Genomic DNA, 14,179 nt, shown 5'->3' with positions numbered 1-14,179 from the left:
GTCCTTGGTAAACGCGGGTTACGCTCGAAGAGCGCCGATCCGCAGGGGTGTGGCGTGTAACCGATACAACCAAAACCGGAGGCAAGCACATGAAGCTCAAACAAAGATACGTGGGCCTGGATGTCCACAAAGATGCGATCACGATAGCGACGGCGGAAGGCAAGTTGCGCGTGGAGGGACAGGGGAGTTCAAACCTGCGAGTCTTGGAGACGACGTCGCGCACGATCTGGTTCAAGGGCGCAACGCGAACGTCTCGCCTCGCACTCGGAAAATTGGCGTGTTTCGCGTGTTCGGGCAGAGGTGCCCGAAATTCGCTTCGGTGGTCAATAGTCAAGGCATGCGGTTGGATGGCTTTCTACATAATCGGCGGCCGAAGCCGCGGCCGCCTTCGTCCCGGGCTGGTTCAACCCGCGTCCCCGTGCGCGCTACGGCGCAGCAGAACGCGCAGAGTTAGGCTTCTTTTTCATTTCTAATTACATCTGTTGGGCGCCTAGAGCGCAGGAGCTTCACAACGTAATGCTCGGAAATGGTATCGCGAATCAGCATATTTCCGATAGCGACAGACAAGACACACATCCAAACCTCCCATGAGTCGTATTGCCGAATCAGATAAACGAGAGGAAGAACGGTGAGCACAAGGCCCGCAATGTAATACCAACGCTTCCGATATACCTTCAGTTCGGAGAAGTGAATTTGCTTCCCCTCTTCGTATTCAGCGGGCGTGCCGCAGAAAAACCAACGCAGGAATAGGCGCTTCATATTTCTGTTTCTGCCTAGCGGCTTCATATCGGAACTGGTATTGGAATTATCACCGGATGGTGGATGTCGAACGAAAGCTTTTCAGAGACAACCGCTCGGCTCGCACGGTCGACGATGCTCACTTCCACTCGATCACCGGATCGCGCCAACGAAACTGCATACATAACTCCAGGTTGGAGGTCGGCCGTCAGCGCGAACTTCGCAGTGCCAAAGCTACGAAAGACGCTTTCGGATGACGTCATAACGTCCAAATACAATTTGTGCCGACCCGGCGGCACGGCAGAAATGAGCTCATCGCCGCGTTTGATAAACTCACACGAAGCGCCGTCCTTGGGAACGTCCGCTGACCGGACCGTGCAAGCCTCGAACGACTTCCACGAGTGCTTTTCGAAGAACCGAGCAACGTAAGCTTTGCTCGGAGTCATGGGCGCGTCCGTAGGCTGCTGAGTGACCGACACGCATCCAGCGCTGATAAAGACTGAGACGCAGAGAAGGGACGCGAGTGACTGCTTCATAATTGTTGCCTAGGTATTATAGCTGCGATGAAGGAGCGGAAAGCGAAGTGGGTGTTTGTCTTTGGTGAACGCGGGTTACGCTCGAAGAGCGCCGATCCGCAGGGGTGTGGCGTGTAACCGAAACAACCAAAACCAGAGGCAAGCACATGAAGCTCAAGCAAAGATACGTGGGCTTGGATGTCCACAAAGATACAATCACGATAGCGACAGCTGAAGGCAGCCGCGAAGGCGAGTTGCGCGTGTATGGACAGGGGAGTTCAGACCGGGGGGGCTTGGAGAAGACGTTGCGCAAGATGCGGATGGCGAGAGCAATGCGAAACGTCTTTCGTCGAGCTTGGAAACTTGGCGTGTGCAACGTGCTCGGGCGGGAGTGCCGCTATTCGCTTCGTTTGTCTAGAGTCAAGGCGTGCGGTTTTGTGGCTTTATCCAAAACGCATAAGCGGCGGTCGACGCTCCTGCTGCCTTCGGAACGGGCTTGTTCAACCCGCGTCCCGCTGCGCGCTACGGCGCAGCAGAACGCTCAGAGTTGGGCCTTTTCTTTTTCACGCTTTGAGGCCCAGAAATCCTTCGAGCCACGCATCGAAAGAATCCGCTTCGGGACGAATCTGGCAATAGTCGTGATCGAAGAACAAAACTGGAGCATCGTCTGGACGGACTTCGATCTTCTCTCTCCGAAAACCAAACACGCTTCCACCCGAATCCATGGCGAATGGAATAAGCGAATGATCCATGCCGCCACTGACGTAGAGCGAATACGTCCGCACGATCTCGGCTGGAGGAAAAAACTCCCGAACGTCGAAGCCTTCTTTTTCAGGGCTACCGCCCACTTCATGAGCAGCGACCATCAGAGGCAGAATGTCCGGCGTGAAGATCGGACCGTGTTCGACGAGAAATGAAAGGTAAGACGAAGGAAACGTGGTCGTGAGGCTTTCCTCGACTGCGAGCAAAGCGCTGTGCGTCACGGGCGCTGGCCGCTCCAGCGGAGGAAATGAGAACTGCTCGACAAAAGCCCTGTGAACCTGGCCGCGCTTCATCTTTGTTTTGCCCAACGTTCGAGATCAGCCACGGCCGGCTGCGGCCGTTGGCTGTAGCGCCTGGTTGAACCAAGCCGCTGCGCGGCGGGGGTGAGCGGGTGTATATAGTGCGGGGCGGGGCACGGGCGGAAGGATGGGCGGGAGTGCGGTGGCTGGCAAGGCTGCGGGTCTATGCCCACATCAAAATCGACGGGAAGAGAGTCCACGCACGCGTCCACGCTCCGGGGTGGCGCCAGGAAGATCCACGCACCCGATCCGGAGTCGGTGCAGCGTTTCGCGGAGACGATGCGGCTGCGTTCGCTGGCGGCGGCGACGCAGGCCGAGTATCTGCGGTTTGTCCGCAAGCTGGCGGCGCGCCACGGCGGCGATCCGGCCGCGCTCGATGAGGCCGCGGTCCGCGCGCATCTGCTGCGGTTGAAGGACGAACACCACTACTCGCCCTCGTCGATGCGAACCGCGGTGGCGGCGATGCGGGCCTACTTCGGCCTGCACCTCGGGCGCGACTGGAAGCTGTTCGATCTGGTGCGTTCGCCGTCGGCGCAAAAGCTGCCCACGGTGCTCACGCGGGCAGAGGTGGCGCGGCTGTTCGCGGTGGTGCGCGAGTTGCGTTTCCGCACACTGCTGCGGTTGATCTACGCGTGCGGATTGCGCATCGGCGAGGCGGTCAACCTCGAGGTGCGCGATCTGCGCGAAGCGGGCCGCGTGCATATCCGCGAGGCGAAGGGCAACAAGGAGCGCTACGTGCCGCTGCCGGAGGCGATGTTGCACGAGTTGCGCGCGTTCTGGCGGACGCACCGGCATCCGCGGTGGATTTTCCCGGGGGTCGGCCGCGGCTGGCGCGAGCAACCGGCGCGCGCGGCGCAACTGGCGGCCGCCGTCGAGCCGCTGGGCGTGGGCTCGGTGCAGCATTGCCTGCGGCTGGCGCGGACCGAGGCGCGGCTGCCGGCGGGCACGGTGGTGCATACGCTGCGGCATTCGTATGCGACGCATCTGCTCGAGGAGGGCGTGTCGATCCGGCTGATCTCGGCGTATCTGGGGCACGCTTCGCTGGAGACGACGTTGATCTATACGCATCTGACGGCGGTCAACGAGAGCCACGCTCGCGCGGCGGTCGCGCGGTTGCTCGAACCGCGCTGACCGGTGTCGGTCCTCGCCGACTGGCTGGCGCGCGCCCGCGTGCCGGAGCGTTGCGCGCCGCGGGCGCGGCGCGCGCTCGCAGCGATCCGCCGCTGCCGCACGCCCGCCTTGGGCGGGCATGTGTATCGCTGCACGGAGTGCGCGGGCACGGACTTCGCGTATCACAGTTGTCACCATCGCGCTTGTCCGCGCTGCGGCGGCGAGCGCACCGCGGCGTGGACGGCGCAGCAGGAGGCGCGGCTGCTGCCGGTGCCGTATTTTTTGGTGACGTTCACCGTGCCGGAGGAACTGCGCGCGGTCTTCGCCGCCGAGCCGGCGTTGATGCACGACCGGCTCTTCCGCGAGAGCGCGGCGACGTTGCAACAAGTCGCGGCGGAGCGGCGGTTGCTCGGTGCGGAACTCGGCTTCGTCGGCGTGCTGCACACCTGGGGCCGGCAGCTCCAGCATCATCCGCACGTGCATTATATCGTGCCCGGCGGCGGGCTCAGCGCCGACGGCAATAAATGGGTGAACGCGCGGCAACGCGACTGGCTGCTGCCGGTGGCGAAGCTGGCGGCGGTGTTTCGCGGGCGGATGGAGGCGGTGCTGCGCGCGAGCGCTCCGGCGCGGCACGCTTTGATTCCGGCCGGCACGTGGCGGAGCCGTTGGGTCGTGCACTGCCAGCCGGCCGGCAGCGGCGAGGCGGTCGTGCGCTATCTCGCGCGCTACGTCAGTCGCACTGCGATCAGCGACGAGCGCCTCGTCGTCGCCGATGACGAACACGTGGTGTTTAACTATACCGATGCGAAGACCCAGCAGCGGCGGCAGTGCACGCTCGGCGCCGAAGAGTTCCTGCGGCGGTATTTGCAGCACGTGCCGCCGGCCGGCCAGCATCGCGTGCGTTACTTCGGCTGGTTGCACCCGGCGGCGCACGCCCGCCGGATGACGGTGGAGACGCTGCTGCAAAAGCCGATCGTGCTCGCGGCGCCGCCGCCGGAGGCGCCGCGCTGGCACTTGCGTTGTCCGCACTGCGAACGGTTCACGCTCGTGCGCGTGGGCACGCTGCCGCGGCAGGCGCGAGCGCCGCCCCTTTGCCAGCGATGAGTATAAAGATCAGGGACCAACTTATTATATTATTGCGGCCCGCGCCCCGTGCCGCCGGCGGCAGCCTTGGCCGCGACCGACGCAAGACGGCTCGCGCCCCCGGTGACGGGTGGCGGACTCCCTCTCGGCGGGCGAAAACGGACGCTACCGGCACGTGCGCCCGCGACCGGCGAAGGATGCCGCCGTCCGGCGCTCCGCCCATCGGCGGTCGGAGGCCACTACAAAACGCATAAGCGGCGGACGGAACCGCGGACGCCTTCGAAACGGGCTTGTTCAACCCGCGTCCCGCTGCGCGCTACGGCGCAGCAGAACGCTCAGAGTTAGGCTTTTCTGGAGGACGACCTCTTGCGATCGCTTGTCCTAGCTGCGTCCGAATTCCCGGCCACTCCTTCGCGAACATGCGAACGCCTACCTCCGACAGTGGAAACTCCCATGGCATACTTTCTTCTTTCGGGTATTCGAGCTTCGGTCGCGACCACAGAATTCGCACCCAAATCTTCGGTGTGAGCGCGGAGCTGACTACGACACTGACGCATACCTGAGACCACGAGGACCCCGAAGTGAACTCGTGCTTCACTCCTAAAGCGTGAATCTCCTGCGCATGCCGATAGGAAAAGAAAGTGCCTTCGCTTTCGTCCCGCTGCCCGTCGACGACCTGCTCAACCAAAGGCACGATCAAATCGATGCTCATTTCTTTGCCTAACGTCAGCAGTCAGACACGACCGGGCGCAGCCCGGCCGTTGTCTGTGATGCTCTGGATGGGCTCCGTTTTCATGCGTAGCGGGAATCAAACTCTAGCACCTCAATCTCGCAATCATCTCGGAATGCGAAGCGACGAACTTCCGTGTCGCTCTCGAACGAAAACAAATAGCCGCCGACGCAGGTGACCGTCGTATAAAATTTCACTCCGTCCACCTTCGTGACCGCCTTCGCTAGCACAAACTCACGATCATCAAAGAGAGTCGGCAGACCGCTTCGATCAACTCTTCCTTTCTTCTTCACGTAGAGGTCGATCTCCCGCCAGCCGAGGATGCGCTGAACCTTATTCACGGCGGCGAGCTGCGTGCGAAGTATGCTCTGCGTCTTGGGACCAAGCTTTGAAAGCACGGCACTCGTGAGAGCTTCCTCCCACGGAGTCCAAGTGCGAAAGGCGGTGCGTATCGCTGAGATCATCTTTCCTCGCCCATCGTCAGCAGTCAGCCACGCTGGGGCGCAGCCCCGGCGTTGGCTGTGCCGCCTGGTTGAACCAAGCCGCTGCGCGGCGGGGGTGGGCGGGTGTATATAGTGCGGAGTGGGGCACGGGCGAAAGGATGGGCGGGAGTGCGGTGGCTGGCAAGGCTGCGGGTCTATGCCCAAATCAAAATCGACGGGAAGAGAGTCCACGCACGCGTCCACGCTCCGGGGTGGCGCCAGGAAGATCCACGCACCCGATCCGGAGTCGGTGCAGCGTTTCGCGGAGACGATGCGGCTGCGTTCGCTGGCGGCGGCGACGCAGGCCGAGTATCTGCGGTTTGTCCGCAAGCTGGCGGCGCGCCACGGGGGCGATCCGGCCGCGCTCGAGGAGGCCGCGGTCCGCGCGCATCTGCTGCGGTTGAAGGACGAACACCACTACTCGCCTTCGTCGATGCGAACCGCAGTGGCGGCGATGCGGGCTTACTTCGGCGTGCACCTCGGGTGCGACTGGAAGCTGTTCGATCTGGTGCGCTCACCGTCAGCGCAAAAACTTCCCACCGTGCTCACGCGGGCAGAGGTGGCGCGGCTGTTCGCGGTCGTGCGGGTGCCGCGGTTTCGCACGCTGCTGCGGTTGATCTACGCGTGCGGATTGCGCATCGGCGAGGCGGTCAACCTGGAGGTGCGCGATCTGCGCGAGGCGGGTCGCGTGCATATCCGCGAGGCGAAGGGCAACAAGGAGCGTTATGTGCCGCTGCCGGAGGCGATGTTGCACGAGTTGCGCGCGTTCTGGCGGACGCACCGGCATCCGCGGTGGATTTTCCCGGGGGTCGGCCGCGGCTGGCGCGAGCAACCGGCGCGTGCGGCGCAACTGGCGGCCGCCGTCGAGCCGCTGGGCGTGGGCTCGGTGCAGCATTGCCTGCGGCTGGCGCGGACCGAGGCGCGGCTGCCGGCGGGCACGGTGGTGCATACGCTGCGGCATTCGTATGCGACACATCTGCTCGAGGAGGGCGTGTCGATCCGGCTGATCTCGGCGTATCTGGGGCACGCTTCGCTGGAGACGACGTTGATCTATACGCATCTGACGGCGGTCAACGAGAGCCACGCTCGCGCGGCGGTCGCGCGGTTGCTCGAACCACGCTGACCGGTGTCGGTGCTCGCCGACTGGCTGGCGCGCGCCCGCGTGCCGGAGCGTTGCGCGCCGCGGGCGCGGCGCGCGCTCGCAGCGATCCGCCGCTGCCGCACGCCCGCCTTGGGCGGGCACTTGTATCGCTGCACGGAGTGCGCGGGCACGGACTTCGCGTATCACAGTTGTCACCATCGGGCGTGTCCGCGCTGCGGCGGCGAGCGCACCGCGGCGTGGACGGCGCAGCAGGAGGCGCGGCTGCTGCCGGTGCCGTATTTTTTGGTGACGTTCACCGTGCCACAGGAACTGCGCGCGGTCTTCGCCGCCGAGCCGGCGTTGATGCACGACCGGCTCTTCCGCGAGAGCGCGGCGACGTTGCAACAAGTCGCGGCGGAGCGGCGGTTGCTCGGTGCGGAACTCGGCTTCGTCGGCGTGCTGCACACCTGGGGCCGGCAGCTCCAGCATCATCCGCACGTGCATTATATCGTGCCCGGCGGCGGGCTCAGCCCCGACGGCAAAAAATGGGTGAACGCGCGGCAACGCGACTGGCTGCTGCCGGTGGCGAAGCTGGCGGCAGTGTTTCGCGGGCGGATGGAGGCGGTGCTGCGCGCGAGCGCTCCGGCGCGGCACGCTTCGATTCCGGCCGGCACGTGGCGGAGCCGTTGGGTCGTGCACTGCCAGCCGGCCGGCAGCGGCGAGGCGGTCGTGCGCTATCTCGCGCGCTACGTCAGCCGCACTGCGATCAGCGACGAGCGCCTCGTCGTCGCCGATGACGAACGCGTGGTGTTTAACTATACCGACACGAAGACGCAGCAGCGGCGGCAGTGCACGCTCGGCGCGGAAGAGTTCCTGCGGCGGTATTTGCAGCACGTGCCGCCGGCCGGCCAGCATCGCGTGCGTTACTTCGGCTGGTTGCACCCGGCGGCGCACGCCCGCCGGATGACGGTGGACGTAGCGCGACAGCGCGGAGATGGCAACGCCGCAGGCGTTGGCCCGAAGGGCTGGCCGATGGCGGGTGCCCTCGGGGCGCCAACGGACACAAACGCTGCTGCAAAAGCCGATCGTGCTCGCGGCGCCGCCGCCGGAGGCGCCGCGCTGGCACTTGCGTTGTCCGCACTGCGAACGCTTCACGCTCGTGCGCGTGGGCACGCTGCCGCGGCAGGCGCGAGCGCCGCCCCTTTGCCAGCGATGAGTATAAAGATCAGGGACCAACTTCTTATATTATTGCGACTCGCTCCCCGTGCCGCCGGCGGCAGCCTTGGCCGCGACCGACGCAAGACGGCTCGCGAGCCCGGTGAAGGGTGGCGGGCACCCTCTCGGCGGACGAAAACAGACGCTACCGGCACGTGCGCCCGCGACCGGCGAAGGATACCGCCGTCCGGCGCTCCGCCCATCGGCGGTCGGCGGCCACTACAAAACGCATAAGCGGCGGACGGAACCGCGGACGCGTTCGAAATGGGCTTGTTCAACCCGCGTCCCGCTGCGCGCTACGGCGCAGCAGAACGCTCAGAGTTGGGCCTTTTCATTCGACGGCGGAAATACGTGGAGCCAAATGCTCAACTGGAAAAGAGGATGCTGGATGAACGGCTACCGAATCTGCGAGGCACTCAAAACTTTCGTCGTGAGCGGTCACGATGAAATGCTTTCTGGCAGGCATGTCGAACTTTGGGAATGACACGCGATTCTGGGCTCTGACTTCTTCCATCCACGGAGATGACGAAACTTCAAAGAAATCATAATCGCCGAGACCGTAGCGATACAGCGGATGACCCGGCAGGGCTTCATCGTTCGGGTAACCGAACCGCGATGCCAAGCAGCCCTCGAATACCGCGACGGCTCTTTCTTCTTCGGCGCCGCGCTGCCGTCGGCCAGTGAAATAAAGGAGTGCTCGCCGGCCATCGTGCACGAGCGCGAGCCGCGGATAATTCACGGTCGGCTTAAAATTCGCAGCGATGCGCGTAACCGAAATGGTGCTCATCTTTCTTTGCCCAACGATCACTGGTCAGCCACGCCGAGCTGGCGACTCCAAACTCGAAACGGACCCCGTCGAGGCGTTGCGCTGTAGCGACTGGTTGAACCAAGCCGCTGCGCGGCGGGGGTGAGCGGGTGTATATAGTGCGGGGCGGGGCACGAGCGGAAGGATGGGCGGGAGGGCGGTGGCTGGCAAGGCTGCGGGTCTATGCCCAAATCAAAATCGACGGGAAGAGAGTCCACGCACGCGTCCACGCTGCGGGGTGGCGCCAGGAAGATCCACGCACCCGATCCGGAGTCGGTGCAGCGTTTCGCGGAGACGATGCGGCTGCGTTCGCTGGCGGCGGCGACGCAGGCCGAGTATCTGCGGTTTGTCCGCAAGCTGGCGGCGCGCCACGGGGGCGATCCGGCCGCGCTCGATGAGGCCGCGGTCCGCGCGCATCTGCTGCGGTTGAAGGACGAACACCACTACTCGCCCTCGTCGATGCGAACCGCGGTGGCGGCGATGCGGGCCTACTTCGGCGTGCACCTCGGGCGCGACTGGAAGCTGTTCGATCTGGTGCGCTCACCGTCAGCGCAAAAACTTCCCACCGTGCTCACGCGGGCAGAGGTGGCGCGGCTGTTCGCGGTGGTGCGGGTGCCGCGTTTCCGCACACTGCTGCGGTTGATCTACGCGTGCGGATTGCGCATCGGCGAGGCGGTCAACCTGGAGGTGCGCGATCTGCGCGAAGCGGGCCGCGTGCATATCCGCGAGGCGAAGGGCAACAAGGAGCGCTACGTGCCGCTGCCGGAGGCGATGTTGCACGAGTTGCGCGCGTTCTGGCGGACGCACCGGCATCCGCGGTGGATTTTCCCGGGGGTCGGCCGCGGCTGGCGCGAGCAACCGGCGCGCGGGGCGCACCTGGCCGCCGCCGTCGAGCCGCTGGGCGTGGGTTCGGTGCAGCATTGCCTGCGGGTGGCGCGGACCGAGGCGCGGCTGCCGGCGGGCACGGTGGTGCATACGCTGCGGCATTCGTATGCGACGCATCTGCTCGAGGAGGGCGTGTCGATCCGGCTGATCTCGGCGTATCTGGGGCACGCTTCGCTGGAGACGACGTTGATCTATACGCATCTGACGGCGGTCAACGAGAGCCACGCTCGCGCGGCGGTCGCGCGGTTGCTCGAACCACGCTGACCGGTGTCGGTGCTCGCCGACTGGCTGGCGCGCGCCCGCGTGCCGGAGCATTGCGCGCCGCGGGCGCGGCGCGCGCTCGCAGCGATCCGCTGCTGCCGCACGCCCGCCTTGGGCGGGCACGTGTATCGCTGCACGGAGTGCGCGGGCACGGACTTCGCGTATCACAGTTGTCACCATCGCGCTTGCCCGCGCTGCGGCGGCGAGCGCACCGCGGCGTGGACGGCGCAGCAGGAGGCGCGGCTGCTGCCGGTGCCGTATTTTTTGGTGACGTTCACCGTGCCGCAGGAACTGCGCGCGGTCTTCGCCGCCGAGCCGGCGTTGATGCACGACCGGCTCTTCCGCGAGAGCGCGGCGACGTTGCAACAAGTCGCGGCGGAGCGGCGGTTGCTCGGTGCGGAACTCGGCTTCGTCGGCGTGCTGCACACCTGGGGCCGGCAGCTCCAGCATCATCCGCACGTGCATTATATCGTGCCCGGCGGCGGGCTCAGCGCCGACGGCAATAAATGGGTGAACGCGCGGCAACGCGACTGGCTGCTGCCGGTGGCGAAGCTGGCGGCAGTGTTTCGCGGGCGGATGGAGGCGGTGCTGCGCGCGAGCGCTTCGGCGCGGCACGCTTCGATTCCGGCCGGCACGTGGCGGAGCCGTTGGGTCGTGCACTGCCAGCCGGCCGGCAGCGGCGAGGCGGTCGTGCGCTATCTCGCGCGCTACGTCAGCCGCACTGCGATCAGCGACGAGCGCCTCGTCGTCGCCGATGACGAACGCGTGGTGTTTAACTATACCGACACGAAGACGCAGCAGCGGCGGCAGTGCACGCTCGGCGCGGAAGAGTTCCTGCGGCGGTATTTGCAGCACGTGCCGCCGGCCGGCCAGCATCGCGTGCGTTACTTCGGCTGGCTGCACCCGGCGGCGCACGCCCGCCGGATGACGGTGGACGTAGCGCGACAGCGCGGAGATGGCAACGCCGCAGGCGTTGGCCCGAAGGGCTGGCCGGTGGCGGGTGCCCTCGGGGCGCCAACGGACACAAACGCTGCTGCAAAAGCCGATCGTGCTCGCGGCGCCGCCGCCGGAGGCGCCGCGCTGGCACTTGCGCTGCCCGCACTGCGAACGGTTCACGCTCGTGCGCGTGGGCACGCTGCCGCGGCAGGCCCGGGCGCCGCCCCTCTGCACGCGATGAGTATAAGGACCAGGGACCAACTTATTATATTATTGCGGCCCGCACCCCGTGCCGCCGGCGGCAGCCTTGGCCGCGACGGACGCAAGACGGCTCGCGAGCCCGGTGACGGGTGGCGGACACCCTCTCGGCGGGCGAAAACAGACGCCACCGGCACGCGCGCCCGCGCGCGGCGAAGGATGCCGCCGTCCGGCGCTCCGCCCGTCGGCGGTTGGCGGCCAATACAAAACGCATAAGCGGCGGACGGAACCGCGGACGCCTCCGAAACGGGCTTGTTCAACCCGCGTCCCGCTGCGCGCTACGGCGCAGCAGAACGCTCAGAGTTCGGCCTTTTCATCTGAACGCCCCAAGGAAGTGAGCGCATCCGTAAATTCCAAAAAAGAACGCAAGTCCGACCACCGTCAGAGCGACATACTTTCCGATCTTTCCCTTCAATGAACGATCATGCTGACTCTGCTCTTCTTCGGGATGCTGCGCAGCAAGATGGACGTGCGACCACGGCGATCGCAGCTCGCGAATGTCGCCTTCGCCCTCCGCGAGGGCTCGATCGATCGCTGCACGCAACGTCTCGAGACCTTTCCGATCTCCGACCAGGAAGCCCTCTTGAATCGGCGTCTCGTTGCCGTCAGCCAGCCAATTCTGCTTTGGAAGATTCGTAGCCATGCGAAGCTTTTGCCGAACAGTGTTATTCGCCCATACTCAGTGTGGCAATGCCAGAGCTGAACGAGAGCGGGGGTTGCAGTTGAGGTGGGGAACGGAAACTCGGTTAGCCGTTGTGTCGTCGTGGTTTGATTTCATGCGACGGCGGTCGGTCGGCGGCGAAACCTTGGGAATCGGATTGCTCGGGGCCGCGTAAAAGCCACACTGGTAGTATGGCTTTAGCCGGCGAGCGCACCGAGCAAAAGCTGGACGAAATCGTGTCATTTCCGGAGTGGGGCGAAGTGTTGAACGGGGCGAGCGCATGGTCGGCGGAGGTGAAGCAGGCGCATGTCAGGGCAATTTTAGGATTGTTGCGAGCTTGCAAAGCCACGGGCCGGCCGCTGTCGGCGGGTTTCATCCGCTGGCATCTGGCGCGTGCCGGTTTGACGGAGAACGCGCGGCGGGCCGAGCGCGCGGCGTTCGCCTGGCTCTTCAAGGCGGCCAGAGCGGCGGGCAAGACGCGCCCGGCGGCGCGCGGGTTTGTGGCGCCGGAGGTCGGGGAGCAACGGCCGGCGGATAACCCGCGGCGGTCGGGGCCGGGAGCGGGGCCGGCCGTGCCGCCGCTGGCGGCGGCGGATCAGGGCGGAGCGGAGTGGGAGCGCGCGTTGATCACGGCCATCCGGCGCAAGGGATTTTTGTGGCGCACGGAGCAGACGTATCGGGCATGGGCGGCGCGGTTCGCGCGGTTCCTGGCCCCGCGTCTGCCTCAGACGGCGTCGGGCGACGACGTGGCGGCGTTTCTCTCCGCGCTGGCGGTGGAACAACGGGCAGCGCCGTCCACGCAGAAGCAGGCGCTCAATGCGCTGGTGTTCTTCATGCAGGAAGCGTTGCGGCTGGATCTGGGGGAAATGGATTTTCGGCGCGCGCGCGCTCGCGAGAGAATACCGACAGTGTTGAGCAAGGCGGAGGTGCGGCAGGTGCTGGACCAATTGCCGCGCGGCTACCGGCTGATGGCGGAGGTGATGTATGGCAGTGGACTGCGGCTGATGGAACTGCTGCGGCTGCGCGTGCACCACCTGGATCTGGCGCGCGGGCAATTGAAAGTTTACGGCGGGAAAGGCGACAAGGACCGGCTGACGGTGCTGCCGGAATCGCTGCGGGAAAAACTGGAGGCTCATCTGGCCCGACTGCGGGAGATTTTCGCGGAGGACCGGGCGGCGGAGGCGCCGGGAGTGTGGTTGCCGGAAGGGCTGGCCCGGAAATATCCCAAGGCGGGGATGACGTGGGAGTGGCAGTGGTTGTGGCCGTCGCGCGAATTCATGCAGGACCCGGAGACGGGGCGGCGGCGGCGACATCATATCCTCGACGGGACGTTCCAGAATGCGGTGCGCAAGGCGGCGGGCGCGGCGGGGATGACGAAACGCGTGACGCCGCATGTGCTGCGGCACTCGTTTGCGACGCATCTGCTGGAGGCGGGCACCGATATCCGCACGGTGCAGGAACTACTCGGCCACCAGAGCGTGGAGACGACGCAGATCTATACGCATGTGATGCAGAAGCCGGGGCTGGGCGTGCGGAGTCCGCTGGATGCGGGGTGAAGGGGGCGGGTGGGTGGGCGGCGGAGGACGAACGGAGGAGGGCGGACGGAGGAGGGAAACCTGAAGGCTGAAACTTGAAACCTGAAGGAGCCAGAGGGGGGCGCGGAAGGATGCCGGGTGAGGGCACCCGACCCACAGGGACGCGGATGAAGCGCGGAGGGCGGCCGCGACGGCGAAACGCTGACGCGTTCCGCTACGGGACGAGCGGGTGGACGGCGAAGGAGGGACGGAGGAGGGAAACGTGAAGGCTGAAACTTGAAACCTGAAGGAGCAGAGGGGGGCGCGGAAGGATGCCGGGTGAGGGCACCCGGCCCACAGGGATGAGAGGTGAAGCGCGGAGCGCGGCCGCGACGGGCGAAACGCTGACGCGTTCCGCTACGGGACGAGCGGGTGGACGGCGAAGGAGGGACGGAGGAGGGAAACCTGAAGGCTGAAACTTGAAACCTGAAGGAGCCGAGGGGGGCGCGGAAGGATGCCGGGTGAGGGCACCCGGCCCACAGGGATGAGAGGTGAAGCGCGGAGCGCGGCCGCGACGGCGAAACGCTGACGCGTTCCGCAACGGGACGAGCGGGCGGATTAGGCGATCGTGCTCGTTATCGTTATCTTAATCTTTCTCGGGTTGGGGGAGTGAAAGGGCGAGAGGGAGCGGCACGGAAGATGTCGGGTGAGGGCACCCGACCCACAGGAACGGAATGCCGGGTGAGGGCACCCGACCCACAGGGCGGGGCGGGGGCGGGAGAACGCTTGCGATTACGAGGACCATGCGGAGGGCGCGAACGATTGGCGGGCGCGGGTCGGCTGC

9 protein-coding genes and 2 pseudogenes are annotated in these 14,179 nt (G+C 65.6%); 7 read left to right on the top strand and 4 right to left on the bottom strand.

The genetic code is table 11. From position 1 onward, the window contains the following. Nucleotides 1-1,816: 1,816 nt before the first annotated feature. The gene (locus K0B96_RS10335) at nt 1,817-2,323 is read right to left on the bottom strand and encodes an SMI1/KNR4 family protein (protein WP_220160826.1); all 507 of its coding nucleotides are present in this window, start codon (nt 2,321-2,323) and stop codon (nt 1,817-1,819) included. Between the two features lie 156 nt (nt 2,324-2,479). Here K0B96_RS10335 and K0B96_RS10330 point away from each other — a divergent pair, with 156 nt between their 5' ends. After that, a complete protein-coding gene (locus tag K0B96_RS10330; RefSeq protein WP_220160825.1) occupies nt 2,480-3,445 on the top strand; it encodes a tyrosine-type recombinase/integrase in 966 nt (321 codons plus the stop codon). 3 nt (nt 3,446-3,448) lie between these two features. Continuing rightward, nucleotides 3,449-4,528 carry an IS91 family transposase gene (locus K0B96_RS10325; RefSeq protein ID WP_220160824.1) on the top strand — a complete coding sequence of 360 codons (1,080 nt, stop codon included), beginning with the start codon at nt 3,449-3,451 and terminating at the stop codon, nt 4,526-4,528. A 771-nt stretch (nt 4,529-5,299) separates the two neighbouring features. On the opposite strand, the gene K0B96_RS10320 is transcribed toward K0B96_RS10325, so the two are convergent. After that, a complete protein-coding gene (locus K0B96_RS10320) occupies nt 5,300-5,635 on the bottom strand; it encodes a hypothetical protein (protein ID WP_220160823.1) in 336 nt (111 codons plus the stop codon). Nucleotides 5,636-5,876: 241 nt separating this feature from the next. Between K0B96_RS10320 and K0B96_RS10315 the strand changes: the two genes are divergently transcribed. Both K0B96_RS10315 and K0B96_RS10310 read left to right on the top strand, forming a co-directional pair. Then, entirely contained in the window at nt 5,877-6,842 is a 966-nt protein-coding gene (locus K0B96_RS10315; protein ID WP_220160822.1) for a tyrosine-type recombinase/integrase, read from the top strand. A 3-nt stretch (nt 6,843-6,845) separates the two neighbouring features. Then, nucleotides 6,846-8,016 (top strand): annotated as a pseudogene (locus tag K0B96_RS10310) (IS91 family transposase). Between the two features lie 330 nt (nt 8,017-8,346). Here K0B96_RS10310 and K0B96_RS10305 read toward each other — a convergent pair. Beyond that, entirely contained in the window at nt 8,347-8,802 is a 456-nt protein-coding gene (locus K0B96_RS10305; protein ID WP_220160820.1) for a hypothetical protein, read from the bottom strand. Between the two features lie 201 nt (nt 8,803-9,003). Between K0B96_RS10305 and K0B96_RS10300 the strand changes: the two genes are divergently transcribed. Both K0B96_RS10300 and K0B96_RS10295 read left to right on the top strand, forming a co-directional pair. After that, on the top strand, nt 9,004-9,969 hold the full coding sequence (locus K0B96_RS10300; protein ID WP_220160819.1) for a tyrosine-type recombinase/integrase: 966 nt from the start codon (nt 9,004-9,006) through the stop codon (nt 9,967-9,969). 3 nt (nt 9,970-9,972) lie between these two features. Further along, nucleotides 9,973-11,143, top strand: a pseudogene (locus K0B96_RS10295) (IS91 family transposase). Nucleotides 11,144-11,473: 330 nt separating this feature from the next. Here K0B96_RS10295 and K0B96_RS10290 read toward each other — a convergent pair. Further along, nucleotides 11,474-11,803, bottom strand: a complete 330-nt coding sequence (locus tag K0B96_RS10290; RefSeq protein WP_220160817.1) for a hypothetical protein — start codon at nt 11,801-11,803, stop codon at nt 11,474-11,476. A gap of 209 nt (nt 11,804-12,012) precedes the next feature. Here K0B96_RS10290 and K0B96_RS10285 point away from each other — a divergent pair, with 209 nt between their 5' ends. Then, nucleotides 12,013-13,377 (top strand): integron integrase, encoded by a 1,365-nt coding sequence (locus K0B96_RS10285; RefSeq protein WP_220160816.1) that lies wholly within the window; start codon nt 12,013-12,015, stop codon nt 13,375-13,377. Nucleotides 13,378-14,179: the final 802 nt, after the last annotated feature.

Origin of the sequence: Horticoccus luteus (assembly GCF_019464535.1) — a bacterium.
Classification (GTDB): domain Bacteria; phylum Verrucomicrobiota; class Verrucomicrobiia; order Opitutales; family Opitutaceae; genus Horticoccus; species Horticoccus luteus.
This window is presented reverse-complemented; position numbering and strand designations above follow the sequence as displayed.